The 13,698-nt window shown below is 70.9% G+C and carries 6 protein-coding genes; all 6 read left to right on the forward strand.

Features of this window, described 5'->3' with window-relative positions; translation table 11 throughout:
• Positions 1-124: 124 nt before the first annotated feature.
• Positions 125-2,095 (forward strand): cytochrome c oxidase assembly protein, encoded by a 1,971-nt coding sequence (locus AB5I40_RS40350; protein ID WP_370940704.1) that lies wholly within the window; start codon positions 125-127, stop codon positions 2,093-2,095.
• 103 nt (positions 2,096-2,198) lie between these two features.
• Positions 2,199-3,875, forward strand: a complete 1,677-nt coding sequence (ettA, locus tag AB5I40_RS40355) for an energy-dependent translational throttle protein EttA (RefSeq protein ID WP_370935421.1) — start codon at positions 2,199-2,201, stop codon at positions 3,873-3,875.
• Between the two features lie 18 nt (positions 3,876-3,893).
• Positions 3,894-6,524 (forward strand): hypothetical protein, encoded by a 2,631-nt coding sequence (locus tag AB5I40_RS40360; RefSeq protein ID WP_370935423.1) that lies wholly within the window; start codon positions 3,894-3,896, stop codon positions 6,522-6,524.
• A 1,113-nt stretch (positions 6,525-7,637) separates the two neighbouring features.
• A complete protein-coding gene (locus AB5I40_RS40365) occupies positions 7,638-12,620 on the forward strand; it encodes an NAD-glutamate dehydrogenase (protein ID WP_370935425.1) in 4,983 nt (1,660 codons plus the stop codon).
• Complete coding sequence (locus AB5I40_RS40370; protein WP_370935427.1) at positions 12,617-13,039, forward strand: acyl-CoA thioesterase; 423 nt, start codon at positions 12,617-12,619, stop codon at positions 13,037-13,039. The genes AB5I40_RS40365 and AB5I40_RS40370 overlap by 4 nt, the downstream gene beginning before the upstream one ends.
• On the forward strand, positions 13,032-13,667 hold the full coding sequence (locus AB5I40_RS40375) for a hypothetical protein (protein ID WP_116201566.1): 636 nt from the start codon (positions 13,032-13,034) through the stop codon (positions 13,665-13,667). The genes AB5I40_RS40370 and AB5I40_RS40375 overlap by 8 nt, the downstream gene beginning before the upstream one ends.
• The last annotated feature ends 31 nt before the right edge of the window (positions 13,668-13,698 follow it).

Raw genomic sequence — 13,698 nt, forward strand, 5'->3', positions numbered from 1 at the left:
AAACACCGCAAGCGAGCGATCCGGCGCGAAACCCACCCCGGTGCCGGGCCGCGCGCGACCGGCCTAGTCTCGTAACGTGAGCTCGGAACCTGTGACGAAACCCGCCCCGAACCGCGGACGCAAGATGAGTGTGCTCCCGCTGCTTTCGGTCGGAGTCGTGCTCGCCGCGGTCGTCGCGGTCGGGCTCGTCGCGCTCACCGGCGGCGCTGGCTACGTCATCGCCGGGCTGCCGGACCCCGGGCTCGTCACGCGGTACGGCGTCACGGTGGCCCGTGTGCTCGCCGAGGCCTCGTCGGTCGTGTGCGTCGGAGCCTTGCTGCTCGCCGCTTTTCTCGTCCCGCCACAGAAATCCGGCACGCTCGCGCCCGAGGGGTACGCCGCGGTCCGCACCGCCGGAATCGCCGCGTGGGTCTGGTTCGCGGCCTCGATCCTGTCGGTCGCCTTCACCGCCGCGGACAGCGCGGGCAAGCCGTTCGGCGACGTCCTTTCCCCGGACACCCTGCTCAGCCTCATCAGCGCGATCGAGCAGCCCAAGGCGTGGCTGTGGACGGCGCTGATCGCGATCCTGCTCGCCCTCGGCTGCCGCCTGGTGCTCAGCTGGGGCTGGACGGCCGTGCTGTTCTTCCTGGCCGTCGCCGGGCTCGTCCCGGTCGCGGTCACCGGGCACTCGGCCAGCGGCGGTTCGCACGACCTGGCCACCAACAGCCTCCTGTACCACCTCGTCGCGGCCGCGCTGTGGGTCGGCGGCCTGCTGGCCGTGCTCGCGCTCGGCTGGCGCCGCGGCAAGAACCTCAGCCTCGCCGCGCAGCGGTTCTCCAAGCTCGCCCTGGTCTGCTGGGTCGTGATGGCGGTGTCCGGCATCGTCAACGCGCTCGTCCGGATCAACCTCGGCGACCTGTTCACCACCGACTACGGCCTGCTCGTCGTGGCCAAGATCGTCGCGCTCCTGCTGCTCGGCGTCTTCGGCCAGCAGCAGCGCAGCCGCGGCGTCGCGAACCTCGTCGACGGCAAGGGCGGCAGCCAGCTGCTCCGGCTCGCGGCCGTCGAGGTGCTGATCATGTTCGTCACCATCGGCATCGCCTCCGGCCTCGCCCGCACGCCTCCGCCGCCGGACGCGGTCACCCAGCCGGGCACCGTCGAACTCCTCATCGGCTACGACCTCCAGGGCCCGCCGACGTTCTGGCGGCTGCTCACCGACTGGCGATTCGACCTCGTCTACGGCACCCTCGCGATCGTTCTCGCCGGCCTCTACCTCGCCGGCGTGCGGCGGCTGCGCAAGCGCGGCGACGCCTGGCCGGTGGGCCGGATGGTGTCGTGGTTCGCCGGCTGCCTGGTGATCCTGCTGGCCACGTCGTCGGGCATCGGCCGGTACGCGCCCGCGATGTTCAGCGTGCACATGGGCAACCACATGCTCCTGTCGATGGTCGCGCCGGTCCTGCTGGTGCTCGGCGGCCCGGTCACGCTCGCCCTGCGCGCGATCCCGCCCGCCGGCCGCGACGCTCCTCCAGGGCCGCGCGAATGGCTGCTGGCCGCCGTGCACTCGCCGGTGTCGCGGTTCCTGACCAACCCGATCGTCGCGCTGCTGCTGTTCGTCGGCTCGTTCTACGGGCTGTACTTCTCCGGCCTCTTCGACAACGCGCTCAACTACCACTGGGCGCACCTGGCGATGAACGCGCACTTCCTGCTCGTCGGCTACGTCTTCTACTGGCCGGTGATCGGCGTCGACCCCGCGCCGCGGCGGCTGCCGCCGGTCGGCAAGCTCGGGATGATGTTCGGCGCGATGCCGTTCCACGCGTTCTTCGGCGTGATCCTGATGAACATGCAGACCGTGATCGGCCGCGAGTTCTACACGTCGCTGAAGCTGCCGTGGGTCGGCGACCTGCTGACCGACCAGCGGCTCGGCGGCGGCATCGCGTGGGCGTCGGGCGAGGTGCCGGTGCTGCTCGTGCTGATCGCGCTGCTGGTGCAGTGGGCGCGCCAGGACGAGCGCGAGGCGAAGCGGCGCGACCGGCGCGAAGAGAACACCGGCGGCGAGGAACTGGCCGCCTACAACGCGATGCTGAAGAACCTCGCCGAGGGCAAACGGGCCGAATGACGCGGCGGAAAATCATGCTGTCCGCGTGACCTCGACTTGACCCTCGGTAGCACGGTGGTGACCGCCGTCAGGCCGCCGGAGGAGCCACTCTACGATCGATGGCATGGCCGAGTTCATCTACACCATGAAGAAGGTGCGCAAGACCGTCGGGGACAAGGTGATCCTCGACGACGTGAGCACCGCGTTCTACCCCGGAGCCAAGATCGGCGTCGTGGGCCCGAACGGCGCCGGCAAGTCGACCGTTCTCAAGATCATGGCGGGGATCGAGCAGGCCAGCAACGGCGAGGCTTTCCTGCAGCCGGGCGCGACCGTCGGCATCCTCATGCAGGAGCCGGAGCTGAACGAGGAGAAGACCGTCCGGCAGAACGTCGAGGAGGGCCTCGGCGAGACCAAGCAGAAGCTCGATCGCTACAACGAGATCGCCGAGCTGATGGCGACCGACTACAGCGACGCGCTGATGGAGGAGATGGGCCAGCTCCAGGAGGAGCTGGACCACGCCGACGCCTGGGAGCTCGACTCGACCGTCGAGCAGGCCATGGACGCCCTGCGCTGCCCGCCGCCGGACGAGCCGGTCACCCACCTCTCCGGGGGCGAGCGCCGCCGCGTCGCGCTGTGCAAGCTGCTGCTCTCCGCTCCTGACCTGCTGCTGCTCGACGAACCCACTAACCACCTGGACGCCGAAAGCGTGCTGTGGCTGGAGCAGTTCCTGGCCACCTACAAGGGCGCCGTCCTGGCCGTCACCCACGACCGGTACTTCCTGGACAACGTCGCCGAGTGGATCATGGAGCTCGACCGCGGCCGCGTCGTCGGCTACGAGGGCAACTACTCCACGTACCTGGAGAAGAAGCGCGAGCGGCTCGAGGTCCAGGGCAAGAAGGACGCCAAGCTGGCCAAGCGGCTCAAGAGCGAACTCGAGTGGGTGCGGTCCAACGCCAAGGCGCGCCAGACCAAGTCCCGTTCGCGGCTCGACCGCTACGAGGAGATGGCCGCGGAGGCGGACAAGCACCGCAAGCTCGACTTCGAGGAGATCCAGATCCCGCCGGGCCCGCGCCTGGGCAGCGTCGTGGTCGAGGTCGAGAAGCTGCGCAAGGGCTTCGACGACCGCGTGCTGATCGACGGGCTCTCCTTCGACCTGCCGCGCAACGGCATCGTCGGCGTGATCGGCCCGAACGGCGTCGGCAAGACGACGCTGTTCAAGACCATCGTCGGGCTCGAGGAGCCGGACGGCGGCTCGGTCAAGATCGGCGAGACGGTCAAACTGTCCTATGTGGACCAGAGCCGCGGCGGGATCGACCCGAAGAAGACCGTGTGGGAGGTCGTCTCGGACAAGCTCGACTACATCCACGTCGGGCAGACCGAAATGCCCTCGCGCGCTTACGTGAGCGCGTTCGGCTTCAAGGGCCCGGACCAGCAGAAGCCGGCCGGCGTGCTGTCCGGCGGCGAGCGCAACCGGCTCAACCTCGCGCTGACGCTCAAAGAGGGCGGGAACCTGATCCTGCTGGACGAGCCGACGAACGACCTGGACGTCGAAACGCTGGGCTCGCTGGAGAACGCGCTGGAGCAGTTCCCCGGCTGCGCGGTCGTGATTTCCCACGACCGGTGGTTCCTGGACCGGGTCGCGACGCACATCCTCGCCTGGGAAGGCACCGACGAGGACCCCGCGAAGTGGTTCTGGTTCGAGGGCAACTTCGAGGGCTACGAGAAGAACAAGGTCGAGCGCCTCGGCGCCGAAGCGGCTCGTCCGCACCGGGTCACCCACCGCAAGTTGAAGCGCGACTGACCGGCGCGGGGGTCCCGAGTGGAAACCAGCAGGCACAACCGGCCCAGCCCGTCCGCGACCGCGGACGGGCGGCCCGCCGTTGCCAGTGGCGGGACCCTCGCCGACCTCGGTCGGCTCATCGACCGGGCGGAATCTTTGCGCTTCCGGGCGCCCGAGCTTTCGCTGGTTCTCGGCGAACGCTCGGCCGCGCTCGCGGAGACGGCGGGCGCGGACGGGCACTGGATCCGGGCGGAAGCGCTCGTGGTGTCCGCGCGCGTGCGGATCGGCAAGCGGACGTCCACGGTCGGCCGCGCGGTCGCGGCGTTGCGCGCGGCTGAACACGCCGGATACGCCACGACGGCGGCGCGGCTGCGCGTCGACCTCGCGGTGTGTTCGCGCAGCCTCGGCGTCCCGCTGATGGGGCTGGCCGCGCTGCGGCCGGTGCTGTCCGAGGACGTGCCGCCGTCGCTGCGTGCGGAAGCGTTGTGCCACCTCGTCGGATGCCTCGCCCAGTTCGGCCGGAAGGCGGAGCTGGACCGGGTGCTCGTCGAGGCGGACCGGCTGCTGGTGGCCGACGATTCGCTCGACGCGGACGACCGGTTGCTGATGCGGGCCTTGCTGCGCAACGGAACCGCGGCGCACCGGCGCCGGCACGGAGACCTCACCGCCGCCGCGGACGCCGCGCGCACCGGGCTCGGCTTCCTGGAGAAGATGGACCGTCCCGGCGACGACGGCGGTCTCGTCCGGATCCGGCTCGTGCTGCAGCTGGTGAGCACGCTGCTCGACCGCGGCGACGCGGACATGGCGTACGACATCGCCGAACCCATGCTGCGCGAACCGGTCCGTGCCGCCGGCATCGCGCCCGCGGCCTGGCTGCGGCTTGCGGTCGCGACTCGCATTCACCTGCCCTCCGGCGCTGGTGACGCCGCTGCCGAGCTGGTGGGGGAGGCCGTCGCGGCCACCGACCGGCACGGCCTCGCGGCGGTCACCGCGCGGTTGTGGCTGGAGCTGGCGCAGATCGAAGAGCGGTTCGGCAGCGCGGAAGAGGCCATCGGGTGCCTGCACCGGGCGCGGGCCGCGGAACACGTGCACGCGCGGGCCCGGCGCCAGGCGTGCGGGCTGATCGCGGGCGAGCTGGGTGCGGAATCGGTGGCGTCGATGGATCTCGACGACGTCCTCGCCGCGTCCGCCCCGCGCGACGGACGCCCGGTGTCGATGGAGGTCGAGCCGCGGGTCGCGGCCGAGGAGACCTCGGTGATGCCGGCGATCCGCGACGTCCCCGCCCCGCGGCCGGATCCGGTCGCGGCCCCGCTGCCGGTCGTTCCGGCGCAGATCGAGGTGGCCGCGGAGCCGGTTTCGGCTTCGGCCTGGGTCGAGGCGGCGGAGAAGAAGCCGGCGTGGTCGTTCCGGCGGGCCGCGGCGGAGGCTGAGGTCGAGCAGACCTCGGTACTGCCCGCGATCCGGGAACCGGAGGAGGCCCCGCGGACTGGCGGACGGCGGCGGGCCGAGGACCGCAAGTCGCCGGTGCTGCCGGGGTGGGCGCGGCCGTTCGGGCGGAAGGGCGCGGAAGCGCCCGCGCCGCGGAAACGGGCGGCCGAGGACGCTCCGGCGCGGGCTGGCGCTGAGGAGCCGGTCAGCCAGGCGCAGGCCGGGGAAGGTCGCCGGGCGAAGGACGTGTCGGTTCGCTGGACGGACGCGCCGCGCGGAGCGGACCGGCGGACGGACAGTACGGCTGGGACGCGGGCTGCGGAGGACGCGCGGGGCCGTCGGGCTGAGCCGTCGCAGCGGCCGACTCGAGCCACGGAAAGCGCGGACACGGCGGAGAGCGTGGCGCAGGACGCCTCGGCTCGCCGGGCAGACAAACCACAGACAGCACGGCGGGAAGAGACGCCGCAAGCCGAGACGGAGTCGGTCCGGCCGATGCGGGCGGCTGACGACACGAAAACGCCCCGGGCCCGGGAGGAAACCCCTCGTCGCGCGGCGGAAAAAGCGCCGGCCGAGGAGACCCCGAAAGAGGAGCCGCGGTTCTCGCTGCGGATGCCGGATCTGTCGGACATCCTGCCGGAGCTGCCGCTCGCCCCGGCGCCCGCGGAAGAGGGCGCCGCGCCGTTGTGGGAAAGCGCCGAGTGGGCGCAGGAGGAAGCCGCGCGCCGCGATTCGCGCGGACGCAAGACCCGGCATGACGCCGAACACGGCTCGGTCGCCGCGAAGTCCGTGCTGGACCGGCTGGGCATCACCGCGACCGGCGGAGGCGGGGGACGCCGCCGGGCCGACGAGCCCGGACGTCCCGAATCCGCCGCGGCGGAACCGGAAACCCCCGCGCGGGACAAGACGGACCTGGCCCCCGCGCCGCGCCCGGAGGAACCCGAGCCGGCCGAGGAGCCGTGGCTGCCCCGGCTGCGGATGCCGCCCGCGCTGGACCCGCTGTCCGACATCGACGCGTGGACCCCGTCGGAGCAGCCGTTCCCGGAGAGCTACGCGCGAGCCATCGCCGAGGACGAGCCGCCGCCGGACGCCGGTCTCGCGGAACTGCTCGCCCGAGCCCTCGCCGAACACCAGGCAGGAACGGCGAGCGCGGCGGCGCTGGTGAAACGCCTCGGCCCGAACGACAAGCCGAAGCCGATCAACGGCCGCGCGACCGCCGACCGGCACCGCAACAACGGCGACTGAAAGTCCCTGCCCCGCAGGGAAGCGCTCGCTTGGGCGGGCGGATTCCGCGGCGGGGCAGGGGATTGCGTCTCGACGCGGCTTTGACCTCGAACTGTCTGTGAAGGGCTCCTTGCGGGAATCTGATTCCCTCAAGGAGCCCTTCACGGACCACAGCGGGAGAGCGGCCACTCGGCCCGTGCTGTTGGCGGAGAACGTCATCGGCGTGGAGGACCCGGCGGCTTCGGTCTCGAAAGGTCCGTGAGGGAAACCCTGCGGTGGGGAGCCTCGCGGCCCGCGCTGCTGGCGGAAACCTCATCGACGCGGAGAGTCCCGTGGCTTCGGCCTCGAAAGGTCGGTGAGGGAGGCGGCCTCGCGTCCCGCGCTGCTGGCGGAGCACGTCGTCGACGCGGAGGATCCTGCGACTTCGGCCTCGAAAGGTCGGTGAGGGAGGCGGCCACGAGCCCCGCGCTGCTGGCGGAAAACCTCGTCGGCGCGGAGAATCCCGCAGCTTGGGCCCCGAAAGGTACGTGAGGGGAACCCTGAGGGAATCAGATTCCCTCAGGGTCCCCCTCACGACCTTCCGCGGAAGTGCGCACACGCGACCCGCCGAGGCTTCAGTCGTCCGCCGATTTTCGCGCTGCGCCAAGCGGTTTTCCCAGTCACTGGCAGAACGCGCCAAGATTATGCAGCACAACCCACCCGGTCCCGCCGATCTGCGCGCACCCCGTGCTTGCCCCATCCTGGAAACCCGGATGCTCCTCCCAGCCCACCCAGCTCCGTCCTCCGCAACGGAAGAATTAGCCCGTACGGGTGGGAATTCTCGCAGGGGAGGGAGGCAACCTTTTCCGTTCCCGCCGCGGGCGATACGGGCACTGAACCGATCCCGAAGCCGCCGCCGCGTCCCCGGAACCCACCCTCCGGCCTCGTGCCAAGCCTTTTGCCGAAAGCAGCCCGCGCCGAACTCGTCGGTAGCTGAACCGATCCCGCGCGACGGCGCCGCCGGGGACCCCTGAAACGAACCTTAAGTCTTTCCCCGCCGCGCACGGGGGCGTCTCAGGGCGGATTAGGGTGAGGGATGTCCGGCACGTTGTGGTGACGGACGCATCTCGGTCTCGCACACTGGAGAGTTGCTCAATGAGCTCGACGGGAGTCTCGTCCCCGCCCGATGTCGGCACCGAAGCCGGCGCCGCCCGCCGCACGGCCAGCCCGGAACAGATCCGGGACGAGCTGATCGACACCGCCGCGGCGCAGGCGCCGGAGATCGCGGACCTGATCCGCTTGTACTACCGGCACATTCCGGCCGACGAGATCGTCGGCGACGATCCGGTCGCGCTCGTCGGCGCGGTGCGTTCGCACCTGCAGCTGGCGAAGAAGCGCATGCCCGGACGCCCGGCGGTCCGCCTGCTGAACCCGACCACCGCCGAGGACGGCTGGACGCGCGACGCGACCGTCGTGCAGGTCGTCACCGACGACATGCCCTACCTCGTGGACAGCGTCACCGCGGAGTTCGCCCGCGACGGCGTGCAGGTGCAGCGCATCGTGCACCCGATCGTCGTGGTGAGCCGCGGCCTGACCGGCGAGCTGGAGGGCCTGCACCTCGACGCCGACCCGGCCGATCCGCCCGCGGGCGCGTCCGCGGAATCGTGGATGCTGGTGGAAATCGACCTCGTCACCGACCCGCAGCGGGCACGCGAGCTGGACAACCGGCTGTCGTCGGTGCTCGGCGACGTGCGCGAGGTCGTCGAGGACGCCGAGAAGATGGCACAGACCGCCTGCTCGCTCGCGGAAACGCTCGAACAGAACCCGCCGAAGCTGCCCGGCAACAGCGACGAGGTCGTCGAGGGCGCGCGCCTGTTGCGCTGGCTCGCCGACGGCCACTTCACGTTCCTCGGCTACCGCAAGTACGAGCTGGTCGACAGCCCGCAGCCGGACAGCGACGAGCCCGCTCTGCGCGCCGTTCTCGCGTCCGGGCTGGGCGTCCTGCGCCAGGACAGCCTCGCCGCGCGCAGCCTCACCGCGGGCCCGGACAGCTCGGTCGACGCGCTCGCGCCGTCGCTGCTCGTGCTCACCCAGGCCAGCGCGCCGAGCACGGTGCACCGTCCGGTTTATCCGTATTACGTCGGCGTGAAGACGTTCGACGAGCACGGCAAGGTCACCGGCGAGCACCGGTTCCTCGGCATGTTCACCACCACCGCGCTGCATGAGAACGTGCTCGACATCCCGGTGGTCGGCCAGCGGGTGCGCGAGGTCATCCACCGCGCCGGGTTCCCGATGGAGTCGTTCTCCGGCCAGCGGATGCTGGAGGTCCTGCAGAACTGGCCGCGCGCGGACCTGTTCTCCGCGGACACCGATTCGCTGTACTCCACCACCACCGGCGCGATCACGCTGTCGGACCGCCGCCGGCTGCGGCTGTTCCTGCGCCGCGACCCGTACGGCCGCTTCTACTCCTGCCTGGTCTACCTGCCGCGCGACCGCTACACCACGCGCTCGCGGCTGGCGATGCAGGAAGTGCTGCTGGAAGAACTCGAAGGCACGCAGCTGGAATACAGCGCGCGCGTCGGCGAGACGCTGCTGGCGCAGGTGCACTTCATGGTGCACACCGACCCGTCGAACGCCGTCGAGCCGGACACGCTGCGCATCCAGGAGCGGCTCAACACCGTCGTGCGCAGCTGGGACGACCGGCTGGTCGAGGCGATCATCGCCGAACGGCGCGAGCGCGTCGGCGACGGCGGCCCGATCGGCATGATGGGCGAGGAGTCCGCGGTCGATCGCGGGCAGCGCTTCGGCGCGGTGTTCCCCGAGGCGTACAAGGAAGATTTCACCGCCGAGGACGCGCTGGCCGACCTGAGCAAGCTCGACACCCTCGCCGACGAGGGCGACCTCGCGCTGTCGTTCTACCTGCCCGCGGACGCCGAACCCGGCGAGCGGCGCTTCAAGCTCTACCTGCGCGGCGAGGGCGTCACCCTGTCCAAGGTGCTGCCGGTGCTGCAGGCGATGGGCGTCGAGGTGGTGGACGAGCGGCCGTACGAGCTGTTCCGCGAGGACGGCGGGGCCAGCTGGATCTACGACTTCGGCCTGCGCGTCGACAAGAAGGGCCTCGAAAACGCCGACGAAACGGCCGCGCACGAGCTGCGTGAGCGGTTCCAGGACGCGTTCCACGCGGCATGGCAGGGCGAGGCGGAGGTCGACGGACTCAACGCGCTCGTGCTGCGCGCTGGGCTGACCTGGCGCCAGGCCGCGGTGCTGCGGGCCTACTCGCGGTATCTGCAGCAGGCGCGCAGCCCGTTCTCCCAGGCCTACATCCAGAACACGCTCGTCAAGCACACCGAGGTCTCGACGAAACTGTTGCGGCTCTTCGAAACCCGCTGCGATCCGCAACTGTCCGATGTGGACCGGAAGACGCACGCGGAATCGCTGGCCGCCGAGATCTCCTCGATGGTCGACGAGGTCACGAGCCTCGACGAGGACCGGATCCTGCGCCGGCTGCTCGCGGTCATCAACGCGACGCTGCGCACGAATTACCACGTGCGCGACGCCGACGGGAACCCGCGGCCGTACCTGGCGCTCAAGCTCGACCCGAGCGGCGTGCCGGAGCTGCCCGAGCCGCGCCCGAAGTACGAGATCTTCGTGTACTCGCCGCGCGTCGAGGGCGTGCACCTGCGGTTCGGCGAGGTCGCCCGAGGCGGCCTGCGCTGGTCGGACCGGCAGGAGGACTTCCGCACCGAAATCCTGGGCCTGGTCAAGGCGCAGGCGGTGAAGAACGCGGTGATCGTGCCGGTCGGCGCGAAGGGCGGCTTCGTGGTGAAGCGTCCGCCGGCCCCGACCGGTGACGCCGGGGTCGACCGCGACGCCCAGCTCACCGAAGGCATTTCCTGCTACCGGATGTTCATCTCCGGCCTGCTGGACCTCACCGACAACCGTGTCGAGGGCGAGACCGTGCCCGCGCCGGACGTGGTGCGCCACGACGCCGACGACAGCTACCTGGTCGTCGCGGCGGACAAGGGCACCGCGAAGTTCTCCGACATCGCCAACGAAGTCTCGGCGCAGTACGGATTCTGGCTCGGCGACGCGTTCGCCTCGGGCGGTTCGGTCGGCTACGACCACAAGGCCATGGGCATCACCGCCAAGGGCGCGTGGGAGAGCGTGAAGCGGCACTTCCGCGAGCTGGGCAAGGACACCCAGACCGAGGACTTCACCGTCGTCGGCATCGGCGACATGATGGGCGACGTTTTCGGCAACGGGATGCTGCTGTCCGAGCACATCCGGCTGGTCGCGGCGTTCAACCACATGCACGTCTTCCTCGACCCGAACCCGGACGCCGCGTCGAGCTACGCGGAGCGGCGCCGGCTGTTCGACCTGCCGCGCAGTTCGTGGGACGACTACGACCGCTCATTGATCAGCGAGGGCGGCGGGATCTACCCGCGTTCGGCCAAGACCATCCCGATCACCCCGCAGGTCCGCGTTGCGCTCGGCTTGGACGAGGGCGTCACGAAGCTCGCCCCGATGGACCTGATCCAGGCGATCCTGCTGGCCCCGGTCGAACTGCTGTGGAACGGCGGCATCGGCACCTACGTCAAGGCGGAGAGCGAAAGCCAGGCCGCGGCGGGCGACAAGGCCAACGACGCGATCCGCGTCAACGGCAACCAGTTGCGCGTGCAGGTCGTCGGAGAGGGCGGCAACCTGGGCCTGACCCAGCTCGGCCGCATCGAATTCGCCCGGAACGGCGGCAAGATCAACACCGACGCGCTCGACAACTCGGCCGGCGTCGACTGCTCCGACCACGAGGTCAACATCAAGATCCTGCTGGATCACCTGGTGGCGGGCGGCGAACTGCAGCACGCGCGGCGCAACGAGCTGCTCGGCGAGATGACCGACGAGGTCGGTTCGCTCGTGCTCGCGGACAACTACCGGCAGAACGCGGTGCTCGGCGTCAGCCGGGCGCACGCCGGGCCGATGGTGTCGGTGCACGCGCGGCAGGTGTCCGCGCTGGTCGCGAAGGGCGCGTTCGACCGCAAGCTGGAGGCGTTGCCGAGCCCGTCGCAGTTCCGCGCGCTGGAGAAGGCGGGCGAAGGCCTGACTTCGCCGGAGCTGGCGACGCTGCTGGCGCACGTGAAGCTCGACCTCAAGGACGAGCTGCTCGCCTCCGACCTGCCCGAATCCGAGGTGTTCACGCGCAGGCTGCCGGAGTACTTCCCGGCCCCGCTGCGCGAACCCTTCGCCGCGGCGATCGCGCAGCACCCGCTGCGCCGCCAGATCATCACCACGCTGATCACCAACGAGCTGGTCGACGGCGGCGGCATCTCCTTCGTCTACCGCCTGATGGAGGAGATGAACGCGACCGCCACCGACGCGGTGCGCGCGTACGCGGTGGTCACGCACGTCTACGACCTGCCGAAGCTGTGGGCCGAGATCGACGCGCTGGACAACGTGGTGCCGACCGCGGTCGCGGACCGGATGGTGCTGGAGACGCGGCGGCTGCTGGACCGGGCCGCGCGCTGGTTCCTCACCAACCGCCCGCAGCCGCTCGCGCCGCTGGCCGAGATCAACCGGTTCGGCCCGGTGCTCGCGGAGCTCGGCCCGAAGCTGGGCGAGCTGCTGCGCGGACGCGAGCTGGAGTCGGTGGAGCAGGACGCGGCCGGAATGGTAGAGGAAGGCGTGCCCGCCGGCCTCGCCCGTCAGGTGGCGCTGCTGCTGCACAGCTACGGCCTGCTCGACGTGGTCGAGGTGGCGGAGCTGGCCGAGCAGCAGGTGGGGCTCGACGCGACGCACACCCCGGCCGACACCGCCGAGCTGTACTACGCGCTGTCGGACCACCTGGACATCGACAAGATGCTCACCGAGATCAGCGCACTGGAACGCGGCAACCGCTGGCACGCCCTCGCCCGGCTCTCGCTGCGCGACGACGTGTACGGTTCCCTGCGCGCGATCGCGCTCGACGCACTGCGGCACAGCGACCAGGACCTGTCCGTCGACGAGCAGATCGAGCAATGGGAGAAGGCCAACGCGTCGCGGCTTTCGCGGGCGCGCGTGGCGCTGGACGAGATCACCCGTTCCGGGCGGCTCGACCTCGCGACGCTGTCCGTGGCCGCGCGCCAGATCCGGAGCACGGTGCGGTGACATTCGTTTCCCACGTCCAGCCGCGATGGTCGGACATGGACGTGTACGGGCACGTCAACCACGCCAACGTGGTGACGCTGCTCGAAGAGGCCCGGGTGCCCGTGCTGTTCGGCGAAGCCGAGCGCGCCGGGCTGCACGAGCTGCCGAAGGGCGTCGTGGTCGTGAAGCTCGCCGTGCACTACCGCGCGCCGATCGTCGCGACGCCCGGCCGCACGGTGCGTGTGGAGATCACGCTCGCCGAGCTGAAGGCCTCGACGGTGACGCTTGGGTACGTCGTGCGGACCGGCCCGGACGCGGCCGATCCGGTCGCGGTCACCGCGGAAACCGTGCTGGCCCCGTACAACACGGTCGAGCTCCGGCCGCGCCGGTTCAGCGACGAGGAATCGGAATTCCTCAAGCGGGTGCTGGCCGATGCCTGAGCTGCGGATCCCCGATCCGGGCGACCGGGAGACGCTCAGCGCGTTCGTCGCCCGCGCGGTGCGGCTGGACGGCACGACCGCCGTCCGGCTGCGCCGCCGGGGCGACGACGTCGTCGAGGCGTGGACGGCCACGCCGTTCGAGGTTCTCGCGACCCGCGCGGTGGCGGGGACGGTGACGCCCTCGGACGTCACGGTGTCCGGCAACGAACTGCTCGCGGCGCTCGCCGTCGCGGGCGGCGAGGTGATGGACCCGGGTCCGGCGCGCGATTTGCTGTGGCACGCCGAGCTTCCGGTGTCCGATCGGTGGCAGAAGGTCGACGAGCTGCCGGTCGGCGTGGTGTCGGAGCTGGCTGACCGCGGCGTCGCGCTCGCCCGCGACAACGCCGGGCCGCACGGCACGCCGCCCGCCTCGCTGATGGACCAGGCGGTGCTGACCGTCACCGGGGGAGACCTCGAGGTCAAGGTCCAGATGCGCTGCCTGTTCGCGTTGTCCGGCATGGGTTTGTTCGATTCGTCGATCGACGGCGACGTGGTCCGCGTGACCGCCACCGATTCGTGGCTGCGCCTCGACGCCCGCTACGGCGCGGTGCTGAAGCGGCGCCAAGCGTTGCTGCCGCTGCTGTTCTGAGGCTGGCGGGAGCCGTCGGGGAGTGCCATCG

The sequence above is a fragment of the Amycolatopsis sp. cg13 genome, from assembly GCF_041346965.1.
Classification (GTDB): Bacteria; Actinomycetota; Actinomycetes; order Mycobacteriales; family Pseudonocardiaceae; genus Amycolatopsis.